The sequence below is a fragment of the Arthrobacter sp. USHLN218 genome (assembly GCF_037144715.1).
Classification (GTDB): Bacteria; Actinomycetota; Actinomycetes; order Actinomycetales; family Micrococcaceae; genus Crystallibacter.
The window spans coordinates 494,820-520,655 of record NZ_JBBCYT010000002.1 but is presented as its reverse complement, the minus strand read 5'-3'; the positions used below and the strand labels follow the sequence as shown (position 1 = coordinate 520,655).

Sequence of the window (25,836 nt, the reverse complement as noted above, 5' to 3'; positions counted from 1 at the left end):
GACGCCGCGGGGCAGGCCAAGCTGCCTGCCCCGCGGCGTGCGCGTCTCTTCCCGATGAAAGGGGATGGACCTCTTGTCCGAATACTTCCAGAGCTACCTGACGGCGCTGGAGACCTATGATGTGGTGGCTGCCCTCTGGGTCAACATCCAGTTGACGTTCTGGGCCTTCCTCTGCGCCCTGGCGCTGGGTACCGTGCTTGCGCTGATGCGGATCTCGCCCGTGCCCAGCTTCCAGTGGGCGGGCGCCGCTTATGTCAACATCTTCCGGAACACACCGCTGACCATCATCATGACGTTCTGCATCCTGGTGCTCGTCTTCCAGCTGCAGCTGAACCTGTCCTCCGATTTCGACTTCAATTTCTTCCTGTGGGCGATCGTCGGCCTGTCGGTGTACCACGCAGCCTTCTTCTGCGAAGCCATCCGCAGCGGCGTCAACACGGTGCCCCTGGGCCAGGCCGAAGCGGCCCGCGCCATCGGGCTGAGCTTCCTGCCGGCGGCCCGCTATGTAGTCCTTCCGCAGGCTTTCCGCGGCGCCGTCGCTCCCATGGGCAACACGCTGATCGCCCTGGCCAAGAACACCACGGTCGCCACGGTCGCCTCGGTCCCCGAGGCCGCGGGCCTGATGAAGACCATGATCGAGTTCCGTCCGGATGTCATCATGGCGATCTTCGCGACGTTCGCCCTCGGGTTCGTGGTCATCGTCATCCCGATCGGCCTGTTGACGACCTGGCTTTCGAAGAAACTGGCGGTGGCACGATGACAATCCGGCAGAACGTACTTTTCGACGCGCCCGGACCGAAGGCCCGGCGGCGCATCGTCATCACGAACATCGTGGGCATACTGGTGTTCCTTGGCGCAGTGCTCTTCGTCCTCAAGGGCCTGTACGACCAGGGGCAGCTGGCCCCGGAGCTCTGGACGCCCTTCCTGACCCAGGAGGTCTGGGAGTTCACCATCATGCCCGGCCTCATCAACACGTTCAGGGCCGCTGCCGCCGCGATCGTGACCTCGGTGGTCTTCGGCCTGCTGTTCGGAGTCGGCAGGCTCTCGCACAATAGGTCCATCGCCTGGATCAGCGGCATCATCGTGGAGTTTTTCCGGGCCGTCCCGGTGCTGCTGATGATGATCTTCTTCTGGCTCCTGCTGGGCCAGCTGAAGGTCCTGGAGCCGGCGGACATTCCGTTCGTCGCGGTGGTCCTCGCGCTGACTTTCTACAACGGATCCGTCATTGCCGAGCTCGTGCGCTCCGGCGTCCACGGGCTGCCCAAGGGCCAGCGGGAAGCCGCGATGGCCATTGGCATGACGCGCGGCCAGTCCATGCGCAGCATCGAACTGCCGCAGGCGCTCGTCGCCATGCTGCCCTCGCTGGTCAGCCAGTTCGTCGTCATCCTCAAGGACTCGGCGCTCGGCTCGATCATCACCTACTCCGAGCTGCTGCGGTCCATGCAGATCTACGGGTCATCCGGTCCGATCCTGCAGGCACTCGCCGTTGCTGCCATCTTGTTCATCATCATCAATTTCACGCTGTCCGGTGTGGCCAACTGGCTCTCCCGGTTCCTGGGCAGCCGCACCGCCGGCAAGACGCGTCCCGTCAGCGCTCCCCCGGTGGCGGCCAAGGCCGGCTGACCCGGAGCACTGATCCGGCCGGCCGGGTGCGGGCGGCGTCCACAGCGACGCCGCCCGCACCCGTTTAAGCGGCCCTGCTCAGCGGAGCCAGCGGCGCAGCGCGTCCAGGCATGCTCGAACGGCTTCGGCGGTCACGTGTTCGTTGTCCGTGTGGGCCAGCAGCGCGTCCCCGGGACCGAAGTTCACCGCCGGAATGCCCAGCTCGCTGAACCGGGCCACGTCCGTCCAGCCGTACTTCGGCTTCGGCTCCGCCCCGACGGCTGCGACGAACTCGGCCGCGGCCGGATGCTGCAGACCCGGCCGCGCCCCCGCCGCCGCATCAGTCCGCACCACTTCGAATCCTTCGAGCAGGCCGCGGACGTAGGCTTCGGCGTCGTCCGGGGTCTTGTCCGGGGCAAAGCGGTAGTTGATTTCGACCACGGTCTTGTCCGGGATCACGTTGCCGGCGGTGCCCCCGTTGATCTTCACTGCGTTAAGGCTCTCCCGGTAGTCGAGTCCGTCCACCGTCACGGTCGCCGGTTCGTGGTCGCGGAGCCGCACCAGGATCTCGGCGGCGGCGTGGATGGCGTTCTGCCCCATCCACGCCCGGGCCGAGTGGGCCGCCTTGCCGATGGCCGTGGCCTCGAACCTGCTGGTGCCGTTGCAGCCGCCCTCCACGGTTCCGTCCGTCGGCTCCAGCAGGATGGCGAAGTCGCCGGCCAGCAGCTCGCGGTGGTTCCGCACGAGCCGGCCCAGGCCGCTGAGCGAGGCCTCGACTTCTTCATGGTCGTAGAACACGTAGGTCACGTCGCGGCGAGGCGCGGTCAGCTGCGCGGCGAGGGCCAGCTGCACGGCGACGCCGCCCTTCATGTCGGTGGCTCCGCGGCCGTACAGGACTCCGCCAACCCAGCTGGAGGGCACCGTCCCCCGCGACTGCGGCACCGTGGGCAGCGGGACGGTGTCCAGGTGGCCGGCCAGGATCACGCGCTCGTCCCGGCCCAATTCGGTCCGCGCTACGATGGCGTCCCCGTCCCGCAGGACGTGCAGGTGCGGCAGTCCGCGGAGCGCCGACTCGACGGCGTCCGCAAGGGCACCTTCGTTCCCGGAGACGCTGTTGATATCGATCAGGGCGGCGGTCAGCTCGGCGACGTCGGAAGTCAGGTCAAGGGCAATGGTCGAAGCAGTCACACCCCTAGCGTAATGGGGCACGCCGGCCAATCCGGCGTCGGTAGACTGGGAAACATGCCTGCGAACAACACTGATTCCGCTTTGCCCCGTACCGCCTACGGCACCGGCCTCGCCACCGTCGCCGCCAATGGAACCATCCTCGACGTCTGGTACCCCGCCCCGGGCCGCGGGGAGGCCCCCGCCGACGGCCCCGACCAAGACCTGAAGGCACTCGCCCAGCAGGAAGACGCGGAGCGGGGCGTGCGCTTCGAGCTAGTCAGCCGCGGCATCGAACTGGACGCCGCGCCCGCCGACACCGCCGACGCCTACCTGCGCCTGCACCTGCTCTCGCACCGCCTGGTCCAGCCCAATTCCCTGAATTTGGACGGCATCTTCGGCCTGCTCGCCAACGTCGTCTGGACGAACTTCGGCCCCTGCAGCACCGAAAACTTCGAGGCCACCCGCCTCCGGCTGCGCCGCCGCGGCAACGTGACCGTCTACGGCGTGGACAAGTTCCCCCGCATGGTCGACTACGTGCTGCCCTCCGGCGTGCGCATCGCGGATGCCGACCGGGTGCGCCTCGGCGCCCACCTGGCCGAGGGGACCACGGTCATGCATGAGGGCTTCGTGAACTTCAACGCCGGCACGCTCGGCACCTCCATGGTCGAGGGCCGCATCTCGGCCGGCGTCATTGTCGCCGACGGTTCCGACGTCGGCGGCGGGGCGTCGATCATGGGCACCCTCTCGGGCGGCGGCAAGGAGCGCATCAGCATCGGCGAGCGGGTGCTCCTCGGCGCCAACTCCGGCGTCGGCATCAGCATCGGGGACGACTGCGTCGTCGAGGCCGGGCTCTACGTCACGGCCGGCACCCGCGTGAGCCTGCTGGAAGCCAGCGGCGAGGCGCGCCAGGTCAAGGCCGTGGAACTCTCCGGCGTTTCGAACCTGCTGTTCCGCCGGAACTCCGTTTCCGGCGTCGTCGAGGTCCTGCCCCGCGCCGGGCAGACCGTCGAACTCAACGCCGCCCTCCACGCCAACTGATTCGGGGTTTTCCGCCTTATGGTTCGACGCCGACGCCGCCGCGGCCTTGTGGTGCTGCTGCTGCTGGTTGCCCTGGTGGCCGGTGGGGTATGGCTCGCCGTGTCGTCGATCCAGCGGTCGGAAATCCTGGTGCGGGAGCGCTGCATGGCCGTGGTCGGTCCGGAGACCTTTGAACTGGCTCCGGACCAGGCCGCGAATGCAGCCCTGATTTCAGGCATCGCGGTCCAGCGCGGCCTGCCGGCCAGGGCCGCCTCGATTGCACTGGCCACCTCGATCCAGGAGTCGAAACTGCGCAACATCGGACACGGCGACAACGCCGGACCCGATTCGCGCGGGCTGTTCCAGCAGCGCCCCTCGCAGGGCTGGGGCACGGAGGACCAGGTGATGGACCCGGTCTACGCCACCAATCGCTTCTACGAGGAACTCGAACAGGTCCCGGGCTACGAGACCATGTCCATCACCCAGGCGGCGCAGAAGGTCCAGCGCAGCGCCTATCCGGAGGCCTACGCCGACCACGAGGGGGAAGGCAAAGCCTTTGCCTCCGCCCTGACCGGGCACTCCCCCGCAGCGCTGAACTGTGTCCTGAAGACCCCCGAGGGGGTCGGCGACGCGGCATCTGTCCGGGACCAGCTGGACCTGGCCTACCCGGGACTGGAGCCCTCGGTCCAAGGCAACGAACTGCAGGTCAGCGCCGACGAGACGACCGGCTGGGCTATCGCCCAGTGGGCGGTGGCCTCGGCCAAGGAACTGCAGATCGAGTCGGTCGCGTTCGCCGGCCTCCGCTGGGAGCGCGCGGCCGGCGGCTGGTCCACCGCCGAAACGCAGTCCGGGACCGTGCTCATCACCCTGGCGGACGCCGCCTCAACCGCCCGGACCTGAGCCTAGGCGGGCCTTAGACGAGCAGCTCGACCACGGGCTGGACGAAGCTGCGGTAGGCCGCCTCGTCCTCGATCAGCTTCTGGCTCAGGATCATCCGGTTCGGCTCCACGTACCAGGCCCGGGCCTCGTGCAGCGGCAGTTCGATCAGCTTCAGTTCGAACTGCCGCGCGTCGCGGCCCAGTTCCATCTCCCGGTCCTGCACCAGCCGGCTGATGAGCTTGGACCGCCCGCTGGCTTCACGCTCCTGCGCCTCGCGCTGGTATTCCGCCTTGCGTTCGCGTGCCCAGGTCGTCGCGGCCCCGTAGTGGGCCTGCATCACCAGCTGCAGGGCGGGGCTGCCGTCGAACGCCTTGAAGGCCGGAGGATCCAAGGCTGTCGAGGCCCCGGTGTCTTCCTTGACCAGGTGGGACCACCAGTTTTCCCACTCGCGCCGCAGGGCCGTGGGGCCGCCGACGTGCGCCGTCAGCTGCCGCGGGTCTGCCCGGCGGATGGGGGGTTCGGCCGCCGAAACTGCGGGCAATCCGGCCCCTTCCAGTCCGGCTACATCATGAAAGTACAGGGCCATCAGCATCTGCGCCGAGGTATCGGCCGTGATGCGCCAGCCCGAGCTGCCGGTGTGCTCCATCGATGAGGGTTCCTTTCCCGACGTCCTAGGTCCACTGTAGACGCAGGCGTTGCCCTCGACCACCGTCAAATATCGAACCGGCGGCGCCAGGAACTACGCTGTAGCTATGAGGATTCTGGTTACCGGGGGAACCGGCTACATTGGCTCGCACACCACATTGGCGCTGCTCGAGGCGGGGCACGACGTCGTCGTGGTCGACAATCTCGCCAACTCCAGCGAGGAGTCGCTGCGGCGGGTGCAGGACCTGGCCAGTCGGACCGCCGCCTTCCGCAAGGCGGACCTGCTCGACGCCGCCACCCTGGGCGAGGTTTTCGATGCGGAGAAGATCGATGCCGTGATCCACTTCGCCGGGCTGAAGGCCGTCGGCGAATCGGTGGAACAGCCGCTGCGCTACTACCACAACAACGTCACCGGAACGCTGAACCTGCTGCGCTGCATGGAGGCCCATGATGTGCGGACCATCGTCTTCAGTTCGTCCGCGACGGTCTACGGCAATTCCGACCAGGTCCCGCTGACCGAGAAGATGCCACTGGACGCCACGAACCCCTATGGCCGGACCAAGGAACAGATCGAAGACATCCTGTCCGACCTCGGGGCGTCGGACGAACGCTGGCGCATCGCGCTGCTGCGCTACTTCAACCCGGTCGGCGCGCACGAATCCGGCCGGATCGGCGAAGACCCGACGGGCGTGCCCAACAACCTGCTGCCGTTCGTCGCACAGGTGGCGGTGGGACGCCGCGAGAAAGTCCGCGTCTTCGGCAGCGACTACCCGACGCCGGACGGCACCGGCGTGCGGGATTACATCCACGTCATGGACCTCGCGGCCGGGCATCTCGCGGCGCTGGACTACATCGCCGGCCGTTCCGGCGTGCGCCGCTGGAACCTCGGCACCGGCCGCGGTTCCTCCGTGCTCGAGGTGCTGGAGGCGTTCGGCAAGGCCGCGGGCTTCGAGATCCCCCGCGAGCTGACCGATCGCCGGCCGGGCGACGCGGCGGTCAGCTACGCCGATCCCACGGCTGCCCTGGCCGAGCTTGGCTGGTCGGCCGAGCGGTCGCTGGAGCAGATGTGCCAGGACCATTGGCGCTGGCAGAAGGAAAACCCGAACGGCTACGCCGGCTCCTAGCCCGGCCTTAAATGCGTGTGTCCCCCGGACTGCTCCGGGGGACACACGCATTTAAGGCATTTGCCGCCGTCGTCCGCCTATTCAGGCTCAGCGGGCCGGGTACTGGCGCTCCAGTTCACCCGTGTACAGCTGGCGCGGGCGGCCGATCTTGGTGTGCGGGTCCTTGATCATCTCGCGCCACTGGGCAATCCAGCCGGGCAGGCGGCCGATGGCGAAGAGCACCGTGAACATCTTCTCCGGGAAGCCCATGGCCTTGTAGATGAGGCCGGTGTAGAAGTCGACGTTCGGGTACAGCTTGCGCTCGATGAAGTAGTCGTCCGCCAGGGCCTTCTCTTCGAGGCGCATGGCGATGTCCAGCAGTTCGTCGTTGCCGCCGAGCTTGCTGAGGATCTCATGTGCCGTGGCCTTGACGATGCGGGCACGCGGGTCGTAGTTCTTGTACACGCGGTGGCCGAAGCCCATCAGGCGGACGCCGGCTTCCTTGTTCTTGACCTTCTCCATGAAGTCCTCCGGCTGCATGCCCGAGGACTGGATCTGGCGCAGCATGTTCAGCACCGCTTCGTTCGCGCCGCCGTGCAGCGGGCCGAACAGGGCGTTGATGCCGGCGGAAACGGAGGCGAACATGTTCGCATTCGAGCTGCCCACCAGGCGCACCGTGGAGGTGGAGCAGTTCTGCTCGTGGTCGGCGTGCAGGATCAGCAGCAGGTCCAGGGCCTTGACCATGACCGGATCCAGTTCGTACGGCTCGGCGGGCAGGCCGAACGAAAGCCGCATGAAGTTCTCCACGAGGTTCATGGAGTTGTCCGGGTACAGCAGCGCCTGCCCGATGGACTTCTTGTGCGCGTAAGCGGCGATGACCGGCAGCTTGGCCATCAGGCGGATGGTGGACAGTTCCACCTGCTCATCGTCGAACGGATCCAGCGAGTCCTGGTAGAACGTGGACAGCGCGCTGACCGCCGAGGACAGCACCGGCATCGGGTGCGCATCGCGCGGGAACCCGTTGAAGAAGCCCTTGAGCTCCTCGTGGAGCAGGGTGTGCCGGCGGATCTTCTGGTCGAAGGCCTCGAGCTCGGTGGGCGTGGGCAGGTTGCCGTAGATCAGCAGGTAGGAAACTTCGAGGAAGCTCGAGTGCTCCGCCAGCTGGTCGATCGGATACCCGCGGTAGCGCAGGACGCCTGCGTCGCCGTCGATGTAGGTGATCGCGGAGGTGGTGGCCGCGGTGTTCATGAAGCCGGGGTCGAAGGTGACCGCGCCGGTCTGCTTCAGCAGCTTCGAAACGTCGTAGCCGTCATTGCCTTCTGCCGCTTTGAGCCTCGGCAGGTCAAGCTGGCCGCCGTCATACTGCAGGGTGGCACCGGTCTGCTCTGTCATTGAGTCCCCTTCAGGAGTCGTGGAAACTATCTGCACGGACGCCGTCGAAGTGGCGGCGCTAATATGCACACTCGGATCAAACGCTACCGGCACGGGGGCCGCGATATCTAATCCGGAGGTCACTTTTAGGTTTACAGCGCGTCAACGCAACCGTTCGACTGCCGCGTCGATCCGCTCATCGGCCTCGGTCAGGGCGACGCGGATGAAACCGTTTCCGCGTTCGCCGTAGAAGACGCCGGGTCCGACGACGATGCCGAGCTGGGCGAGCCGGTCCACGGCCGTCCAGGTGTCCTCGCCCGTGGTGCCCCACAGGTAGAGTCCCGCTTCCGAGTGCTGGACCTGCAGCCCGAAGTCCCGCAGGGCCGGCAGCAGCCGCTCCCGCCGGCTCCGGTACAGGTCCTTCTGCGCCTGCACGTGGGCCGTGTCGCCGAGGGCGGCACGCATACCCTCCTGGACGGGCCGTGGCACGATCATCCCGGCGTGCTTGCGGCTGTTGACCAGGTTCGCCATCAGGACCGGATCCCCGGCGATGAAGGCCGCCCGGTAGCCGGCCAGGTTGGACTGTTTGCTCAGCGAGTACACGCTGAGCAGCCCCTCGTGGCTGCCCTGCGCCACCTCGGGATCCAGCACGCTGGGCACGGCCTTGCCGCCCCGGTCCTGGTCCCATTCGCCCCAGCCCAGCTCGGCGTAGCATTCGTCCGAAGCGACGACGGCGCCGGCCTCCCGGGCCTGCTCCACCAGCCCGCGCATCGACGCGGCGTCCCGCACGATGCCCGTGGGGTTTCCGGGCGAATTGATCCAGACCAGCTTGACCCGCCCGCGCGTGGCGGAGTCCAGCTCGTCGAGCGAATCGGCGGCAACCGGCGTGGCGCCGGCGAGGATGGCCCCGATGTCATAGGTGGGATAGGCGACGGTTGGCCGCACCACGACGTCGTCCTTGCCCAGGCCCAGCAGCAGCGGCAGCCAGGCCACCAGCTCCTTCGACCCGACCGTCGGCATGACGGCCTCCGGATCCAGGCCCGGCACGTTCCGCCGCCGGGCGTACCAGTCAGCGATCGCTTCACGCAGTTTCCGCGTGCCGTGCGTGGTCGGATACCCCGGCGAGTCCGCCGCGGCCCTCAGCGCCTCCTGGATGACGAGCGGCGTGGGGTCAACCGGCGTGCCGATGGAGAGGTTGACCATGCCGTCCGGATGGCGCGAGGCCTTGTCCCGATACGGGTCCATGGCGTTCCACGGGTATTCGGGAAGCTGCAGTCCGAAGCCCATGCGCTCAGTCTTGGTTCTGCGGCGGCAGCACGGCGATCAGCGGGTGGTCCTTGTGCGTGTTGCCGATCTTGGCGGCGCCGCCGGGCGAGCCAAGGTCGTCGAAGAACTCGACGTTGGCCTTGTAGTACTCGGCCCATTCCTCGGGGGTGTCATCCTCGTAGTAGATAGCCTCGACGGGACACACGGGCTCGCAGGCGCCGCAGTCCACGCACTCATCGGGGTGGATGTAGAGCGAACGCTCGCCTTCGTAGATGCAGTCCACGGGGCATTCTTCAATGCATGCCTTGTCTTTGACATCCACGCACGGCTGCGCGATTACATACGTCACGTCCTTGAGCACCTTTCTTGTCTGCTACCCCAAGGGTAGCCCTTCGTCCATTATCTCCCCGCGCCCGGTCCTCGCCTAAACTTGTGGCGTGCCCTCCCCCACCCCGGCCGACTTCCTCCGGACAGCGGCCCCCGGAACCAGAGTCGTGGTCCGCTACCGGATTCCCGGCGGCCACACGGATGCCCTCGGCGAACTGGTTTCCGCTAACGACGGCGAGTGCACCGTCCGCACGAAGCGCGGCGATGTGGTGGTTGACCTGGGCACCGTGACGGCGGCCAAAGAAGTGCCTCCCCCGCCGCGCCGCCGCGCCCGCAGCGATTGAGGAACATCAATCAGCCGGGCGTTTCTGACGTATGCTTGGCATATGCCAACCGACCAGGATCTGCAGGCCACCGGACGGGCGCTCAGCTCGCCCGTGCGGCTGCGCATCCTCCGGCTCTGCCTCCACCGGTCGCGCACCAATAAGGAGATCGCCGGCCTGCTGCACCTGAATCCCGCGACGAGCCTGCACCACGTCAGGACGCTGCTGAATACGGGGTTCCTGGAGGCCGAGGAGCCGCGCAAGGGCAACCGCGGCGCGCGGGAGGTGCCGTACCGGGCCACCCGCCGCTCCTGGGGCGCCGCGATGCCCGATGCCGCCCCGGTGCTGGTGGAGACCTTCCTGCAGGAGATCGACGGGCTGGGCCCGGACGAGATCGAGACGGCCCGCATGGGCATCAAGCTCAACGACGCAAACCGGAAAGAACTGATGGACAAGCTCCACGCCGTGCTGGAGGAATATGCGCGGCGGCCGCCCGACGAGGACGGCACCGCGACGTCAATCTTCCTGGCCCACCACGTGGACCGCACCGCGAACTAGCGGCACCGCGGATCAGCGGCGGGGCTTGAGTGCCCACGCGGTCACGGCCACCGACAGGATCACCATGGCGGCCAGCCCGATGGTCCAGATCCGGCCCGCGATGGCGACGGCCAGTTCCTTTTCCGCCGACGTGGCGGTGACGATCAGCGGTTCGCCGAACAGCCCGCTGGCCATCAGCCCCACCAGGACGTAGGCGATGATCCCGGTCAGCCCGGCGGCCAGGACGTTCATGGTCCGCAGCCCGACCCAGACCATCACGGCGGCCGCGAACAGCAGGGCCGCCGCGGCACCCCAGGGGTAGGCCTGGCCGGCCGTGAACCAGACCTGGCTGTGCAGGTTCGTCCCCAGCAGGGCCACCACCAGCCCGCCGGCGACCGCGGTGCCCCAGCCCCGCAACGTAAGCCGCCGCCGTCGTCCGTACTCCTGTCCCGGCGAGCGGACGGGCACCTGGCCCGCCGGCGTCGCGCCCGAGGGATTGAGTCCGGGCGGGTTAAAGGCGGGAGGCAGCCCGCTCTCGTGTGGATCTGCGGGCTGCCTCTGCGCTGTCATGGAGCCAGCCTATGCCTTGGCGCGGGCGCGGTTGGCCTTGGCCCGTTCGTTGGAGTCCAGGATCACCTTGCGGATCCGGATGGCTTCCGGGGTGACCTCTACACACTCGTCCTCGCGGGCGAACTCGAGCGACTCTTCGAGGGTCAGCGTCCGCGGCGGAGTCAGGTTCTCGAAGCTGTCCGAGGAAGCCGCACGCATGTTGGTGAGCTTCTTTTCCTTCGTGATGTTCACGTCCATATCGTCCGCGCGGGAGTTCTCCCCGACGATCATGCCCTCGTACACCTCGGAGGTCGGCTGGACGAAGAAGGAGCCGCGCTCCTGCAGGTTGATCATCGCGAACGGGGTCACTACGCCGGCACGGTCCGCCACCATGGAACCGTTGGTGCGGTACTCGATGGGGCCGGCCCAGGGCTCGTAGCCCTCGGAGTAGGAGGATGCAATGCCCGCGCCGCGCGTTTCAGTCATGAAGCGCGTGCGGAAGCCGATCAGGCCGCGGGCGGGAACGATGAATTCCATCCGGACCCAGCCGGTGCCGTGGTTGGACATGTTGACCATGCGACCCTTGCGGGCGGCCATCAGCTGCGTCACGGCGCCCAGGTACTCTTCGGGGACGTCGATGGTCATGTGCTCCATCGGCTCGTGGACCTTGCCGTCCACGGTCCGGGTGACCACCTGCGGCTTGCCGACGGTCAGCTCGAAGCCCTCGCGGCGCATCTGCTCAACGAGGATGGCCAGCGCGAGCTCGCCGCGGCCCTGGACTTCCCAGGCATCCGGACGCTCGGTCGGCAGCACCTTCAGCGAGACGTTGCCGATCAGTTCCTTGTCCAGCCGGTCCTTGACCTGGCGGGCCGTGACCTTGGCGCCCTTGACCTTGCCGGCCAGCGGGGAGGTGTTGATACCGATCGTCATGGAGATCGCCGGATCGTCAACGGTGATCAGCGGCAGCGGCTGCGGGTTCTCCGAGTCGGTCAGGGTCTCGCCGATGGTGATGTCCTCGATACCGGCGACGGCGACGATCTCGCCGGGGCCGGCGGAGTCGGCGGGAACACGCTCCAGGCCCTTGGTGGCCAGCAGTTCGGAGATGCGCACGCTCTTGAGTTCGCCGTTGGCGCGGGCCCAGGCCACGGTCTGGCCCTTCCTGAGGGTGCCGTTGAAGATGCGCAGCAGGGCGAGGCGGCCCAGGAACGGCGAGGCGTCCAGGTTCGTCACATGGGCCTGCAGCACGCCCTCGGGATCGTAGGTGGGAGCCGGGATATGCTCCATGATGGTGGCGAACAGCGGCTCGAGGTCCTCGCTGTCCGGGGCGGTGCCGTCCGCGGGCTGCTCCAGGGAGGCGCGGCCGAGCTTGCCGGAGGCGTAGACGACCGGAACGTTCAGGACGGCGTCGAGGTCCAGGTCGGGAACCTCGTCGGCCAGGTCCGAGGCCAGGCCGAGCAGCAGGTCCATCGATTCCGCGACGACGCCGTCGATCCGCGCGTCGGGGCGGTCCGTCTTGTTGACCAGCAGGACGACGGGCAGCTTGGCAGCCAGCGCCTTGCGCAGGACGAACCGGGTCTGCGGCAGCGGGCCCTCGGAGGCGTCGACCAGGAGCACCACGCCGTCCACCATGGACAGGCCGCGCTCCACCTCGCCGCCGAAGTCCGCGTGGCCCGGGGTGTCGATCACGTTGATCGTGACGTTCTCGCCGTTGGCCGAGGGGCCCGAGTAGAACACGGTGGTGTTCTTGGCCAGAATGGTGATGCCCTTTTCGCGTTCCAGGTCGCCGGAGTCCATCACGCGCTCTTCGACTTCGCCGTGCGTGGAGAAGGCGCCGGTCTGGCGGAGCATCGCGTCCACCAGGGTGGTCTTACCGTGGTCGACGTGGGCTACGATGGCGACATTCCGAAGGTCGCTGCGGACCGCGCTCTGTGTCGACGTGGTGGTTTCAGACATACGTGATGGCTCAATTCAGGTTGAGAACTGGAGAATCCGGCCCGGACGTGGCCGCGCCCTCAAAAAGGGGCATGTACATACTAGCGTCTGAAGGCAAAACGAACCTAATGCGCGCATGCCGGGGGACGTACGACGGCGGGTGCGCCCCGCCGTCGTACGCTGTGCCTCCCGCACCGGCCGGGTCAGGCCACCTCGGGCGGAAGCTCCAGCCGGGCGCCCGGGATCGCGGCCAGCAGGGCCTGCGTGTAGTCCTGGCGGGGCGAATCAAACACGCTGTCGGTGCTCCCGGCCTCCACCAGGCGGCCCTTTTCCATGACGCAGACGTGGTCGGCGATCTGCCGCACCACCGCCAGGTCGTGGGTGATGAACAGGTAGCTCAGCCCGAGTTCCTGCTGAAGCTCCGCCAGCAGATTGAGGATCTGGTCCTGCACCAGGACGTCGAGCGCGGACACGGCTTCGTCACAGATCACCACCTCGGGATCGAGCGCGAGGGCCCGGGCGATCGCGATGCGCTGGCGCTGGCCGCCGGAGAGCTCGTTGGGGAACCGGCGCATCACCGAGGCCGGCAGCGCCACCTGGTCCAGCAGCTTCCGGACCTTCGCCTCGCGGCTCCGGCTGTTGCCGATCTTGTGCACCCGCAGCGGCTCCTCGATGGTCCGGAAGATGTTGTACATCGGATCCAGCGAGCCGTACGGGTCCTGGAAGATCGGCTGCACCCGGCGGCGGAACTTCAGCAGTTCACCGCGCGACAGCCCGGCCATTTCCACCCCGTCGAAGAGGATCCTGCCCGACGTCGGCGTCTCCAGGTTCAGCACCATGCGCGCCACCGTGGACTTGCCGGACCCCGACTCCCCCACCACCGCCGTCGTTGTTCCCCGCTTAATGGCGAAGGAAACGCCGTCGACCGCGGTGAAGTCCGTGGACTTGCCGAACCCGGCCCGGAGCTTGAAGACCTTGGTCAGGTCCTGCACTTCGATCACGTTGTCCGCCGCGGCCGCGGCTTCCTCGACCGGCGCCAGCAGTTCGGCGGAGTCCACCCCCGCCGCGCGCGCGGACTGGATGCGGCGGGAGGACAATGACGGCGCCGCCTCCACCAGGCGCTTGGTGTACGGGTGCCGCGGATTCGTCAGGATTTCCTGCGCGGCGCCCGATTCCACGACGCGGCCCTTGTACATGACCACGACCTTCCGGGCGCGCTCGGCCGCGAGGCCGAGGTCATGCGTAATCAGCAGCACCGCCGTGCCGAGGTCCGCCGTCATCGTCTCGAGGTGGTCCAGGATCTGCCGCTGCACGGTGACGTCCAAAGCGGAGGTCGGCTCGTCCGCGATCAGCAGCCGGGGCCGGCAGGAGAGGCCGATCGCGATCAGCGCACGCTGCCGCATGCCGCCGGAAAATTCATGCGGGAACTGCCGGGCCCGCCGCTCGGCGTCCGGCAGGCCTGCCTCGGACAGGACCTTGGCCACGTCGTCAGGGCCGTAGGGTAGCCCGTTGGCCCGCAGGGTCTCCTTGATCTGGGGGCCGATCTTCCACACCGGGTTCAGGTTCGACATCGGGTCCTGGGGAACCATACCGATGGAATTGCCTCGCAGTTCCATGATCCGCTTGGGACCGGCTTGGGTGAGGTCCTCGCCGGCGAACAGGATCTGGCCGCCCGCGACGCGCCCGTTGTCGGGCAGCAGGCCGATGGCCGCCAATGCCGTGGTGGACTTGCCGGACCCGGACTCCCCCACGATGGCCACCGTCTCGCCCGGCATTACCGTGAGGCGCGCATCACGGACAGCCGGTACGTCGCCGGTTGAGCTGCTGAAGGTGATGGCCAGATCGCGGATTTCCAGCAGAGGCTCGGTGCTGTTCACTTCGTGGATCGTCGTCATCGTTTCCTGGCTTTCGGGTCGAGGGCATCACGCAGGGCGTCCCCGAGCATGATGAAGCTCAGCACGGTCACGGACAGCGCGGCGGCCGGCCAGAGCAGGGTCGATGGGTTCGACCGCAGCGAAACCTGTGCCGCGGAAATGTCATTGCCCCAGCTCATCACGTCCGGCGGCAGACCGATCCCCAGGAAGGACAGGGTGGCTTCGGCCACGATGAAGATGCCCAGGTTGACGGTGACCACCACGATGACGGGTGCCAATGCATTCGGAATGACGTGCCGCACCAGGGCCGCCGGCCGGGACACGCCCAGCGACCGCGCCGCCGTGACGAAGTCCGCGTTGCGCACGGAGATGACGGCGCCGCGGGTAATACGAGCCACCTGCGGCCAGCCGAACACCACGAGCGTGATCACCACGGTCCAGACATTGCGATTTTCCCGGAAGAATGGCAGCTGCATGATGATGATCGCACCGAGGATCAGCGGCAGCGCGAAGAAAACGTCCCCGATCCGGGCGATGACCGAATCCAGCCACCCGCCGTGGAAGCCGGCGATGGCGCCCAGCGTGCCGCCGATCAGCAAGGTGCCGAGGGTCGCGAAAATACCGACCGTCAGCGAGGCCTGCGTGCCGTAGATCAGCCGCGCGTAGACGTCGCAGCCCTGGATGGTGAAGCCGAGCGGATGTCCCGGCGCGGGACCGCCGTCGGAATTGGCCAGCTGGCAGTTCGCGTTCGGCTCGGTCTGGGTGAAGAGTGATGGAAAAAGCGCCACCACGAGGATCAGCAGGATCAGGACCGAGGCGATGATGAACAGCGGCTGGCGGCGCAGGTTGCGCCACGCCTCGGCCCACAGGCTGAGGGGCTGGACATCCTCGGCGACCTTGTCGGTCGTCTGCAGCGGCGTCTCCTCGATCGGCGCGACATAGTGTTCGATGTAGTCTCTGCGGTGCTCAGGCATAACGGATCCTCGGGTCGAGCCAGGCGTACAGCACATCCACGACCAGGTTGGCCAGAATGTAGACAAGGATCAGGACGCTGACGATCGACACAATCGTCGGCCCCTCTCCGCGCAGGACCGACTGGTACAGCCGCTGCCCCACGCCGGGCACATTGAAAATGCCTTCGGTGACGATCGCCCCGCCCATGAGCGCGCCCAGGTCCGCCCCGAGGAAGGTGATCACGGGGATCATGGAGTTCCGCAGGATATGGACGACGACGACGCGCGGACGTGACAGTCCCTTTGCCGTGGCGGTGCGCACGTAGTCCGCGTTCAGGTTCTCGATGATCGACGTCCGGGTCAGGCGTATGACGTAGGCCAGGGACACCAGGCCCAGCACGATGGCCGGCAGGATCAGGTCGGACCACCCGGCCTCCGCGCCGACCGTCGGTTTCGCCCAGCCGAGCTTGACGCCGACGACGTACTGCAGGACGAAGCCGAGCACGAAGATCGGGATGGCGATGACGATCAGGGACGCGATCAGGATGGTTCCGTCGAAGAAGCGGCCCTTCCTCAAGCCCGCGATCACGCCGAAAATGATGCCGAAGACGGCCTCGAACAAGAGTGCAAGGATCGCCAGCCTGATCGTCACCGGAAAGACCTGGGCCAGGACCTCGGCCACCGGGCGGCCGGAAAAATCGTTGCCGAGGTTAACCGTTATCAGATTCTTGAGGTACAGGAAGTACTGGACCAGGAAGGGCTGGTCCAGGTTGTACTGCGCCCGCAGCTGTTCGGCGACGGCCGGATTGACCGCACGGTCGCCGAACAGCGCCTGGATCGGGTCGCCGGGAAGCGAAAAGACCAGGAAGTAGACCAGGAAGGTCGCCCCGAAGAATACCGGGATCATTTGCAGGAACCGCCGAACGATGTACCAGGCCATCAGCCTGCCCCGCCGTCGGAGGGATGATACGCGTGAGTCTGCATGAGTCCTTTGCCTGTTCGCTCTCGATTAGCCGCCGTCGTGGAAAAGCCCGCGGGGCCCGGCCAAAGGGCCGGACCCCACGGGCCGCTCAGGCTACTTGCGGGTGATCTGGTAGTAGATGGGGACACCGTTCCAGGCGGTGTCCACCTGGTCCACGTTCTCGCTCCAGCCGACCTGGCGGACCTGGTACCACAGCGGCACGGCAGGCAGGTCCTGCAGCAGGATTTCCTGGGCCTCGTTGAAGGCCGTGGTTCCGGCCTCCGGGCTCTTGGCGGCGAGTCCCTCGCGGAGCTTTGCGTCGAACTCCTTGTTGGAGTAGTCGCCGTCGTTGGAGCCGGCGCCTGTACCGAAGATCGGGCCAAGGAAGTTGTACAGCGACGGGTAGTCGGCCTGCCAACCCGTACGCAGCGCGCCGTCGAGCTTCTTGGAAGTCGCAATCTCCCGGACCTCGGCGAAGGTCGCGTAGGGCTTCCCCTGCGCGTCGATGCCCAGCTCGTTCTTGATGCTGTTGGCCACCGCGTCGATCCACTCCTTGTGGCCGCCATCGGAGTTGTACGAGATCGTGAACGTCTTGTCGCCCCACGGCTCGATCTTGTCCGCCTCGGCCCAGAGTTTGCGGGCCTCCTCCGGATTGAACTTCAGCACTTCGCTGCCCTTGATGTCCGCGTCGTAGCCGTCGATCACCGGCGCGGTGAAGTCCGTGGCAGGTTCGCGGCCGCCGGAGAAAATGACCTTCGTGATTTCGGGACGGTTGATCGCCATGGAGATGGCCTTGCGGCGCAGGTCGCCCGCCTCGCCCTTCCACTCATCGAGGTACTCGGGAATCGTAATGGTCTGGTTGCCTGCATACGGCTTCTCCAGGTAGCGCCCCTCGCCGAGGTCCGTCTTGAAGTTCTTTAGGGAACTCGGCGGAATCGTGTCGAGCAGGTCGAGGTTGTTGGCCAGCAGGTCCTGGTAGGCCGCCTCGAAGCCGGAGTAGATCTTGAAGGTGATGCCGTCGTTCTTGGGTGCGCGGGTGCCCGAGTAGTCGGGATTCGGCACCAGGGCGATCTCGACGTCGTGCTGCCAGGCGCCGTCGCCGGAAAGCTTGTACGGACCGTTGCCCACCGGGTTCTCGCCGAATGCCTTCATGTCCTGGAAGGCGGCCTCGGGAAGCGGCGAAAAGGCCGTGTAGCCCAGCCGCAGCGGCCAGTCCGACTCCGGCTGGGCCAGCTCGACGGTGAAGGTCTTGTCATCGACAACCTTCAGCCCGGACATCTCCTTTTTCTTGCTGTCCTTGGCGCTGACCTCGTCATAGCCGGCGATGCTTTCGAAGAAGTAGCCGTTCAGCTGCGCGTTCTCAGCCGCAGCCCCGTAGTTCCAGGCGTCCACGAAGGAGCTGGCGGTGACCGGGTCGCCGTTCGTGAACTTCTGGTCCGGCTTCAAGGTGATGGTGTAGTTCTTCGAATCCTTGGTCTCGATGGATTCGGCGACCTCGTTGACCGGCGCGCCGGAAGCATCGTAGCTGATCAGGCCCTCGAAGAGCAGGTCGACGACCCGCCCGCCACCGACCTCGTTCGTATTGGTGGGCACGAGCGGATTCTGCGGCTCGGTGGTATTGGCGGAAATGACTGCCGAGGCATCGGCACCGTCCGTTCCCCCGCCGCCGCCCCCGCAGGCGCTCAAAGCCAGCGCGGCAGCGGCCGCGAGGCCAACAATTTTGGAAGTGCGAGCAAATCGCATTCCGCCTCCTCAGTAGCTAGTCAGTGCCCGGGCGGAATACGGCGCCGGGTGGATCGTCGCGTTTCGGTGTCCCTCCAGCGCCGAACTCGGCGGCCACGTCAGAAGTGACCCGGGTTACAGTATGTGTTTTACAGGGTGCTGGCAATTCCCGCCCGGCGGCTCGCCGGGAGACGGGCTCCCGTCCCGGTGAAGCGCGGCTCCCGCCTGCCGGCCGGCTGCGGGCGCACAGGCGGAATAACGATTCATTGGGAAGGGCGGCATACAGCCCGGATGCGGATCCCGACATGCCTTCCCCTAGGCCCGCGGCACCATGAAGGGCGCTGTCCGGACGGCTGCCGTCCGTTGACGCTCGAAGGAATTCATCCTGATCAGCCCTTCGCCAGAGGCCGGAGGCGCTGGATAGTGCCTCCGGGGTCAGTGTATCTCCGGCTTCCTGCAATCCGCAGCTAAAGCCGATCGGGTGATACCTGATCGCAATACGGGCCCTCAGTTGACGTCCGATGGCTCGGACTTCCGCTCCTTTCTGCCGGTCCCGCTCAGCTCCCCGACCCGAGCAGCTGTTCCCTCAGCTCCCTGCGCTCACGTTGCAGGACGGGGTCGGGCAGCGGAACTGCCGCCAGCAACCGCTGCGTGTAGGCCTCCTGGGGATTGCGCAGGATCTCGTCGCGGGTTCCCTGCTCGACAATGTTGCCGTGCCGCATAACGCAGATCCGGTCCGCGAGCACGTCGATGACCGCCAGGTCGTGGGTGACGAACAGGCAGGCGAAGCCCAGTTCCCGCTGGAGGTCGCGGAACAGCTCCAGCACCTTGGCCTGCACGGAAACGTCCAGTGCCGAGGTCGGCTCGTCCGCGACCATCAGCTTGGGCTGCAGCGCCAGCGCCCGGGCAATGCCGACGCGCTGCTTCTGGCCGCCGGAGAGCTCGTGCGGATACCGGTTCCGGTAGGCCCGCGGCAGCTCCACCTGGTCCAGCAGGACCTCGATCTTCTTCTGCAGCCCTTCGCCCTTCGCCACTCCGGCAAGGTACATCGGCTCTCCGATGCTCTCGCCGATCGGCAACCGCGGATTCAGCGACGACGACGGGTCCTGGAACACCATGCCCACGTTCCTGCGCAGCGACTGCAGTTGCCTGCGGCTGGCCCCCGCAATCTCCTGGCCGACCACCTTGAGCGAGCCTTCGGCCACCGGCAGCAGGCCGACGGCGGCCCGCCCGATCGTGGTCTTGCCCGAGCCCGACTCGCCCACCAGTCCCACGACCTGCCCCGGGTAGATCACCAGGTCGGCTCCCTCCACTGCCCTGAAGGCCGGAACCCTGCCCTGTTTCGGGTAATCGATGGCCACGCCGGCCAGCTCCAGCACCGGGTCGCCGTGGACCGCCTCCTCCGCGGCGCTGGCCAGGGCGGCCTCATTCTCTTCCTCGCGGCGCTTCATCTCGTCGTCGTCGACAACGTCCAAGGTGACGCCCGTTGCCGAGGCAAGGGCCGCTGTGACGTCCACCTCCGCCTCGCCGCGATCGTGGCTGGCGCCAAGCCTGGGCACGGACGCCAGCAGCTGCCGGGTGTATTCGTGCCGCGGATTGCTGAAGATCTCCTCGGCCGTGCCCGTTTCGACGATCCGGCCGTTCCGCATCACCGCGATCTTGTCCGCCAGGTCGGCGACCACGCCCATGTCATGGGTGATGAGGACAATGGCGCTGTCCAGTTTGTTCCGCAGGCTGCGCATGAGGCCGAGGATTTCGGCCTGGACAGTGACATCCAATGCCGTGGTAGGTTCGTCCGCGATCAGCAGCTTGGGGTCGCAGGACAGGGACTGCGCGATCATGGCCCGCTGTCTCTGGCCCCCGGAGAGCTGGTGCGGGTAGGACTTGAATGCCTTGGCCGGGTCCGGCAATTCCACCATCTCCAGCAGCCGGAGGGCACGCTCGCGCGCTTCCTCCGGAGAGATGGCATTATGCAGGCGGAGCGTCTCGACGATCTGGAATCCGATCGTGTACACAGGGTTCATCGCCGTCATCGGTTCCTGGAAAATGACGGCGACGTCGTTGCCGCGGATCCGGCGGAGCTTGGCAGGCGTGATGCCCAGGATCTCCTGGCCATTGAGTTTGACGCTGCCCGTTGCACGGCTGTTGGACGGCAGGAGCCCCAGCAGGGCCATGGAACTGGCGCTCTTGCCCGAACCGGACTCTCCCACGAGCGCCAGGACCTCGCCGGCATGCACGTCATAGTTCAGGCCGATGGCCGCCGGGACCCATTCCTTGTCCACGCCGAAGTCCACGTTGAGGTCGGTGACCTGCAGGACCGGCCTGCCGGGTTCGCCGGAAACGTCCTCGAGCGGAGCGGGGATGACCGGGTCGATCATTTCAGTCATGGTGCTTTGTCCTTCTGATGTTTTCCGGGAGTCCGACGGCGGCTGGTCCCGTTAGTGCCCTAGTGCCGGCGACTGCAAGGATGGTGTCATGCCCCAGCGCAACACCGGACCCGTTGTCCTCCGAGCCAGAAGCGCCCCCTGGCTGACCGGCATCGTATGGCTGATCGCAGCTATCAGCGCGGCCTCCGCCTGGCTGACCCACGGCGGCACCGGCCTCCTGCAATCCTCGCCGCTCCTGGCGGCGGCCTATGTGGCGTGGTGGCTGGCCTGGTTCCCTACCGTCGTTATTTCGGACGACGGGGTCACGCTCCGGAATCCGGTCCGCACCATCGATGTGCCGTGGCACTCCCTCATCACCGTCGATACCAAGTACGCCCTGACCCTCGTGACAGCCTCGGGCCGCTATAGCGCCTGGTCCGCGCCGGCCCCCGGCCTGTTCGCGGTCCAGCGCGCGCAGCCCGACCACGTACGCGGGCTGCCCGAGACCACTTACGGTCCCGCCGGCTCGGTGCGGCCCGGGGACCTGGCCACGTCTGATTCCGGCACGGCCGCCTATTACGTCCGGCAGCGCTGGTCCGAACTGCTCGCTTCCGGCGCCGTGGAGCCGGGCATGGCCGAGGCCTCCCGGGCGCGCGTCAGCGTCAATTGGACAGTGCTCGCCGTGGGAGCCGTGCTGCTGGCCGCGGCCGTGTTGGTGATCGCGGCCTGACCGTGCCGGCTTTGGCGCGATGCAGAGCTTCATGTCAGTGCTCCTTCGCCGGCCCCGCGGGGCGCGGCCGGCGGGCCACCAGGTCCCGGGCCCGCTTCGCGTTGAACTTCTTCTGGCGGGGATCGAACGCATCACGCAGGCCGTCCCCGATGAAGTTGATGCAGAGGCAGATGGCGACGATGAACATGCCCGGCCACCAGAACAGCCAGGGACGCGTCGAAAAGGCTTCCTGGTTCTGGCTAATCAGCAGGCCGAGCGACACATCGGGCGCCTTGACGCCCATGCCCACGTAGGACAACGAGGTCTCCAAAAGGATCGCCGAAGACATGCTGAGCGTCACGAAGACGATGATCACCCCGACGGCGTTGGGCAGGATGTGCCGGAAGATGATCCGGGCATTGGAGGCGCCGGCGATGCGGGCCGCGTCGACGAATTCCCGCTCGCGCAGGGAGAGGAACTCGGCACGCACCAGCCGGGCAAGTCCCGTCCATACGACCAGGCCCACCATCAGGCCGAGGGCCAGGGGCTGGAGATCGGACGCCACCACCCGGCTGGCCATCTGGCCGAGGACCGCCGCGAGGATGATCAGCGGGATGACGATCACGACGTCGGTCAGGCGCATCAGGACATTGTCGACCCAGCCGCGGAAATAGCCGGCCAGCGCTCCGATGACCATGCCGATCGCGCCGCCCACGATGCCGATGATGAACATGACAAGGACCGAGATCTGCACGCCCCGCATGGTCTGCGCGAACGTGTCCCGGCCCAGCCGGTCCTGCCCGAACGGGTGCTCGCCGAAGCTGAACGGAAACAGCTGCAGCGTCGGACGCCCGCCGTTGATCAGGTCGTTGACTTCGTTGTGGGTGTACTTCCACCAGCCGGGAATGCCCATGAAGCCGCCGGCGGAGAACGCCAGGACGAGGATCAGGACGAAGATGACCAGGCTCGCGATGGCCGCAGCGTTTCCGATGAACCTCTTCCGGACGATCTGGCCCTGGCTCAAGCCCTGCTTTTCCGGGCCGGCACCTTGGATTTCCGGCGCCGTCGTTGTCATCGTGGTCATACCTTAACCCTCACTCGCGGGTCCAGCGCGGAGTAGAGCAGGTCCGCGATCAAATTGAAGACCAGCGCCATGATGCCGGTCACGAGGAAGACACCCATGACGGGATTCGGGTCCACCCGCACCAGTGCCTCGATGAAGAGCTGTCCCATACCGGCGAAAGCGAAGACGCGTTCGGTAATGACCGCGCCGCCGATCAGGCCGCCGATGTCGAAGGCCACGATCGTGGCAATGGGGATCAGCGCGTTCCGGAAGGCATGGCGCATGACAACTGTGCGCTCCCCCAGGCCCTTGGCCCGCGCCGTCCGGATGTAGTCCATGTTCATGATTTCCAGCATCGACGAGCGTGCGTACCGGCTGTAGGAGGCCAGGGAAATCAGCAGCAGGGCGATGGTCGGCAACAGCAGGTGCGTGAACGTGTCCAGCCCCTGCACCCAGTAATCGCCGCGTAGGTTGGGCGTTTCGGAACCGATCGTAGCGATCGGGCGGCCGTTGATCCGCGAGTTGCCGAAGTAGGCCGGCCAGGCCTGCATGTAGCGGTCCAGCAGGATCATCCCGGCTACCAGGGCCGCCGTGATGGCGGCGGCATTGATATTCTGCCGGCGGTCGTAGCCGCCCATCAGGTAGCCGATGCCGATCCCCACCAGGATGGTGGCAATGGCCAGGAGCGCAATCATCAGCGTGGTGGCCTCCGCCAGGAGGGGCTGGAGCGGGAAGTACAGGACCAGCCCGACTGCTACCGCGGCCAGCGCGGAGTAGAGCGCCCTGCGGTTTTTCAGCCCCGCTGCGAGGGTCGTCGCCCCGAAGGCAATGGCGACGCCGGCGATCAGGATCACCGCGAGGCCAAGTCCGGGTGTGCTGAACCAGCGTGTCACGGACAACGCCCACAGGATTCCCGCAGCCAGGACGAATCCGGTGACCGCGGCGAGGAGCCGGCGTTTGACGGTGCCGCGCGCACAGATGTACCACAACAGCCCGCTGACCAACGAGATCACGGCTATGGTTGCCGGCGGTATGTGGGGCTCGCGGAGGAAGTTGTTGAAGCCGATGGCGGCGTATTCCTTCAGGAGGACGGCGACCCAGAACACGGGTAGGGAGAAGAAGAGGAACGCCATGAAGGTCACCCCGTAGTCCAGGGTGCTGTACTGCCGCAGCGCGGTTACGATACCGAGGCAGACCCCGATGACGACCGCCAGGATGGCCGCACCGGTCACCAGCAGGATGGTCATTCCCATCGCGCGGCCCAGTGCTTCGGTGACGGGCTGGCCGTTGACGGCGAAACCCAGGTCGCAGCGGCCCACGAAGGGCACCAGGCACTGGGCCGCTCCGCCGAGCCAGCGGAAATAGCGGAGAGGGGCAGGGACGTCCAGGTTCAGCAGCTCGACGCGCTGCTGGATCAGTTGTTCTTTGTTCGGCTGATTGCTTTCCCGCAGGTCGGCCAGGGGGTCACCCGACAGGGCCGTCAGCTGATACACCAGGAACGAAGCGCCTAGGAGAATAAGCACGGCCGTGAAGAGCCGCCGCACGATGTAGGTCACCATGGTGTTGAAAGACCTCGATTTTCACTTCTGGAGAATGCCAAGGCGCCGGGACCGTCCTGCTCGTGGTCCCGGCGCCTTCGCTTAGTTTGCTAACAGAACGCCAGGGGTCCTACTCGCCCTTGACCTTCCAATCCCAGAAGTTCCAGAACACGCCGGTCTGGTTCGGCTGGTAGACGACGCCTTCGACCCGGTCGCTGTTGTAAGCGTCCAGTCCGACTGCCTGGAACAGCGGCAGCCCGTAGAAGGAGTCCCACACCATCTTGTCGATCTGGGTGATCAGCTTGTCCTGCTCGGCCGGTTCGATGGTGACCATCAGCTCGTCCATCAGCGCGTCGGCCTTCGGATCGGAGAATCCGTTGTAGTTGGAACCGCTTCCCGTCCGGAAGATCTGCGGAACGCCGGAGACGCCCACGCCCGAGTTAATCCAGCCGAAGATGGAGGCGTCATAGCCGCCCTGGCCCAGGGCAGCACCCCAGTCGGAGGCACCTAGGCCGCCGTCGACAACCTTGAATCCTGCCTTCTCGGCCGACTCCTGGATCAGGGAGAATGCGTCGGCTCGGTTCGGGTTGTCCTTGTTGTACATGATCCGGACTTCAGGCGTCTTGCCCGCCAGGAGCTTCTTGGCGCCGTCGATGTCCGGTTCGGCGTAGACCGAGGAGCCGTTGCCTTCCGCCGAGGGAGTGTACGCGTCCTGGGCCGGAACGAAGAACTGCGAGTTGAGCGGTGCGGCGTCCTCCTTGATCGGCTTGACGATGCGATCAACGATGGCCTGCCGGGGCACGGCCTTCATGAAGGCCTCGCGGACATCGGCATCTGCGAAGACGCCGCTGTAGTTGAGGTCGAGGTGGTCATAGGACAACTGGTCATCGATATTGACCGTCACGCCATCGATGGCGTTGAGCAGTTCGACGGTGTCCGCCGATGGCTGCGGGGCGATAATGTCCACTTCGCCGTTCTTGAGCGCCTGCACCTGGTCAGGCGCTGCACCGATGAAGCGGATTGTCACCTCGTCGATACTCGGCTTCGGACCCCAGTTGTAGGAATCATTGCGGACCAGAGTGATGGACTGGTCCGGCGTCACGCTGTCCACGATGAAGGGGCCGCTGGACAGGTAGAGCGAGGTGTCCCCCGGCAGCGACTTGCTGTCAAAGCCGGTATTCCAGAAATCCCCCACGGCCTTGAGCTCGGCATTGGGCTTGGCCGGCTTCTCCGCGTCCCCGCGCTTCAGGCCGGTGATCAGGTCGATCAATGCCTGCTCGTCGGCCAGGCCGGCCTTCTCGGCCACCACGTGCGCCGGCATGCCGATGCCGCCGTCCTGGAGGCCGCCGAAGGCGATTTCCCAGTCGGCAAAAGGCTTGGAGTAGGTCAGGGTGATCGAGCGGCCGTCATCACCGATCTCGGGAACCCCGGTCAGGCCAAGGCCGCTGGTGTCGCCCGCGTAGTCGAAGTAGTTGGTGCCGGAGGTGACTTCGCCTTCCTCGTTGCTCTTGGCATCGTTGGCATAGCCGGATTCGGCCACCCAGTTCAGTAGCAGGTCGCCCGCGTCGACCGGATCCCCGTCCGACCAGGTGACGCCCTCCTTGACCGTGTACTTCACGACCAGCGGATCGTCGGAGACCTTTTCATAGGTACCGAAGTCTTCGTTCCGGACGACGTTGAGCTCATTGTCGATGTGGTAGAAGCCGCCCCGCGTCATGTAGGCGACCTTGCCGTTGACATCGACGTTGCCAGCAGCGGTGTCGGAGTTGAACGAACTGAACGCGTTGACTTCCGCAACGCTGATGGTTCCGCCGGTCGCGCTGGCTTCCCCCGTAGTTTCGGCGCCGCCGCCTGCCGATGCGCAGGCGCTCAGTGCCAGAGCCGCGACTGCTGCAACTCCGATTGCCTTGGAATAACGTCCGAAACGCATTC

At 66.5% G+C, this 25,836-nt stretch carries 23 protein-coding genes; 8 read left to right on the top strand and 15 right to left on the bottom strand.

From position 1 onward, the window contains the following. Positions 1 to 64 precede the first annotated feature (64 nt). Both WFH44_RS06125 and WFH44_RS06120 read left to right on the top strand, forming a co-directional pair. The gene (locus tag WFH44_RS06125; RefSeq protein ID WP_336712511.1) at positions 65 to 760 is read left to right on the top strand and encodes an amino acid ABC transporter permease; all 696 of its coding nucleotides are present in this window, start codon (positions 65 to 67) and stop codon (positions 758 to 760) included. After that, positions 757 to 1,623, top strand: coding sequence for an amino acid ABC transporter permease (locus tag WFH44_RS06120; protein ID WP_336712509.1), 867 nt, complete (start codon positions 757 to 759; stop codon positions 1,621 to 1,623). Before WFH44_RS06125 ends, WFH44_RS06120 begins: the two co-directional genes overlap by 4 nt. A 78-nt stretch (positions 1,624 to 1,701) precedes the next feature. On the opposite strand, the gene dapE is transcribed toward WFH44_RS06120, so the two are convergent. Further along, positions 1,702 to 2,790 (bottom strand): succinyl-diaminopimelate desuccinylase, encoded by a 1,089-nt coding sequence (dapE, locus tag WFH44_RS06115; RefSeq protein WP_336712507.1) that lies wholly within the window; start codon positions 2,788 to 2,790, stop codon positions 1,702 to 1,704. A 54-nt stretch (positions 2,791 to 2,844) separates the two neighbouring features. On the opposite strand from dapE, the gene dapD reads away from it, so the two are divergent. Further along, on the top strand, positions 2,845 to 3,807 hold the full coding sequence (gene dapD, locus WFH44_RS06110; protein ID WP_336712505.1) for a 2,3,4,5-tetrahydropyridine-2,6-dicarboxylate N-succinyltransferase: 963 nt from the start codon (positions 2,845 to 2,847) through the stop codon (positions 3,805 to 3,807). 18 nt (positions 3,808 to 3,825) lie between these two features. Further along, complete coding sequence (locus tag WFH44_RS06105) at positions 3,826 to 4,686, top strand: hypothetical protein (RefSeq protein WP_336712503.1); 861 nt, start codon at positions 3,826 to 3,828, stop codon at positions 4,684 to 4,686. Between the two features lie 13 nt (positions 4,687 to 4,699). Here the strand turns inward: WFH44_RS06105 and WFH44_RS06100 are convergent, their stop codons facing one another. Beyond that, the gene (locus tag WFH44_RS06100) at positions 4,700 to 5,311 is read right to left on the bottom strand and encodes a hypothetical protein (protein WP_336712502.1); all 612 of its coding nucleotides are present in this window, start codon (positions 5,309 to 5,311) and stop codon (positions 4,700 to 4,702) included. Positions 5,312 to 5,417: 106 nt separating this feature from the next. On the opposite strand from WFH44_RS06100, the gene galE reads away from it, so the two are divergent. Continuing rightward, positions 5,418 to 6,434 (top strand): UDP-glucose 4-epimerase GalE, encoded by a 1,017-nt coding sequence (gene galE / locus WFH44_RS06095; protein ID WP_336712500.1) that lies wholly within the window; start codon positions 5,418 to 5,420, stop codon positions 6,432 to 6,434. A gap of 87 nt (positions 6,435 to 6,521) precedes the next feature. Here galE and WFH44_RS06090 read toward each other — a convergent pair whose 3' ends face one another. The 3 genes from WFH44_RS06090 to fdxA form a co-directional block, all read right to left on the bottom strand. Further along, positions 6,522 to 7,805, bottom strand: coding sequence for a citrate synthase (locus WFH44_RS06090; protein WP_336712499.1), 1,284 nt, complete (start codon positions 7,803 to 7,805; stop codon positions 6,522 to 6,524). Positions 7,806 to 7,946: 141 nt separating this feature from the next. Next, positions 7,947 to 9,071 (bottom strand): succinyldiaminopimelate transaminase, encoded by a 1,125-nt coding sequence (gene dapC / locus WFH44_RS06085; RefSeq protein ID WP_336712498.1) that lies wholly within the window; start codon positions 9,069 to 9,071, stop codon positions 7,947 to 7,949. 4 nt (positions 9,072 to 9,075) lie between these two features. Further along, complete coding sequence (gene fdxA / locus WFH44_RS06080; RefSeq protein WP_336712496.1) at positions 9,076 to 9,399, bottom strand: ferredoxin; 324 nt, start codon at positions 9,397 to 9,399, stop codon at positions 9,076 to 9,078. Between the two features lie 88 nt (positions 9,400 to 9,487). On the opposite strand from fdxA, the gene WFH44_RS06075 reads away from it, so the two are divergent. Both WFH44_RS06075 and WFH44_RS06070 read left to right on the top strand, forming a co-directional pair. Further along, the gene (locus WFH44_RS06075) at positions 9,488 to 9,721 is read left to right on the top strand and encodes a putative acetyltransferase (protein WP_336712495.1); all 234 of its coding nucleotides are present in this window, start codon (positions 9,488 to 9,490) and stop codon (positions 9,719 to 9,721) included. Positions 9,722 to 9,763: 42 nt separating this feature from the next. After that, complete coding sequence (locus tag WFH44_RS06070; protein WP_336712493.1) at positions 9,764 to 10,258, top strand: ArsR/SmtB family transcription factor; 495 nt, start codon at positions 9,764 to 9,766, stop codon at positions 10,256 to 10,258. Between the two features lie 12 nt (positions 10,259 to 10,270). On the opposite strand, the gene WFH44_RS06065 is transcribed toward WFH44_RS06070, so the two are convergent. The 7 genes from WFH44_RS06065 to WFH44_RS06035 all read right to left on the bottom strand — a co-directional run bounded on the left by WFH44_RS06065 (position 10,271) and on the right by WFH44_RS06035 (position 20,615). Next, on the bottom strand, positions 10,271 to 10,807 hold the full coding sequence (locus tag WFH44_RS06065) for a hypothetical protein (RefSeq protein ID WP_336712492.1): 537 nt from the start codon (positions 10,805 to 10,807) through the stop codon (positions 10,271 to 10,273). Between the two features lie 9 nt (positions 10,808 to 10,816). Further along, a complete protein-coding gene (typA, locus tag WFH44_RS06060; RefSeq protein WP_336712490.1) occupies positions 10,817 to 12,739 on the bottom strand; it encodes a translational GTPase TypA in 1,923 nt (640 codons plus the stop codon). 182 nt (positions 12,740 to 12,921) lie between these two features. Further along, on the bottom strand, positions 12,922 to 14,613 hold the full coding sequence (locus WFH44_RS06055) for an ABC transporter ATP-binding protein (protein WP_336712488.1): 1,692 nt from the start codon (positions 14,611 to 14,613) through the stop codon (positions 12,922 to 12,924). After that, entirely contained in the window at positions 14,610 to 15,566 is a 957-nt protein-coding gene (locus tag WFH44_RS06050) for an ABC transporter permease (protein WP_336712486.1), read from the bottom strand. Before WFH44_RS06050 ends, WFH44_RS06055 begins: the two co-directional genes overlap by 4 nt. Continuing rightward, the gene (locus tag WFH44_RS06045) at positions 15,559 to 16,485 is read right to left on the bottom strand and encodes an ABC transporter permease (protein ID WP_336712485.1); all 927 of its coding nucleotides are present in this window, start codon (positions 16,483 to 16,485) and stop codon (positions 15,559 to 15,561) included. The genes WFH44_RS06050 and WFH44_RS06045 overlap by 8 nt, the downstream gene beginning before the upstream one ends. Positions 16,486 to 16,620: 135 nt before the next feature. Beyond that, positions 16,621 to 18,249 carry a peptide ABC transporter substrate-binding protein gene (locus WFH44_RS06040; RefSeq protein ID WP_336712484.1) on the bottom strand — a complete coding sequence of 543 codons (1,629 nt, stop codon included), beginning with the start codon at positions 18,247 to 18,249 and terminating at the stop codon, positions 16,621 to 16,623. A 536-nt stretch (positions 18,250 to 18,785) separates the two neighbouring features. Beyond that, positions 18,786 to 20,615, bottom strand: a complete 1,830-nt coding sequence (locus tag WFH44_RS06035; protein WP_442892875.1) for an ABC transporter ATP-binding protein — start codon at positions 20,613 to 20,615, stop codon at positions 18,786 to 18,788. Between the two features lie 88 nt (positions 20,616 to 20,703). On the opposite strand from WFH44_RS06035, the gene WFH44_RS06030 reads away from it, so the two are divergent. Beyond that, the gene (locus WFH44_RS06030; RefSeq protein ID WP_336712482.1) at positions 20,704 to 21,324 is read left to right on the top strand and encodes a PH domain-containing protein; all 621 of its coding nucleotides are present in this window, start codon (positions 20,704 to 20,706) and stop codon (positions 21,322 to 21,324) included. A 34-nt stretch (positions 21,325 to 21,358) separates the two neighbouring features. Here the strand turns inward: WFH44_RS06030 and WFH44_RS06025 are convergent, their stop codons facing one another. The 3 genes from WFH44_RS06025 to WFH44_RS06015 form a co-directional block, all read right to left on the bottom strand. Continuing rightward, on the bottom strand, positions 21,359 to 22,387 hold the full coding sequence (locus tag WFH44_RS06025; RefSeq protein WP_336712480.1) for an ABC transporter permease: 1,029 nt from the start codon (positions 22,385 to 22,387) through the stop codon (positions 21,359 to 21,361). Further along, positions 22,384 to 23,925: an ABC transporter permease gene (locus tag WFH44_RS06020; RefSeq protein WP_336712478.1), complete on the bottom strand. Its 1,542-nt coding sequence runs from the start codon at positions 23,923 to 23,925 to the stop codon at positions 22,384 to 22,386. The genes WFH44_RS06025 and WFH44_RS06020 overlap by 4 nt, the downstream gene beginning before the upstream one ends. A gap of 109 nt (positions 23,926 to 24,034) precedes the next feature. Beyond that, positions 24,035 to 25,834, bottom strand: coding sequence for an ABC transporter family substrate-binding protein (locus WFH44_RS06015; protein WP_336712476.1), 1,800 nt, complete (start codon positions 25,832 to 25,834; stop codon positions 24,035 to 24,037). Between the last annotated feature and the right edge of the window lie 2 nt (positions 25,835 to 25,836).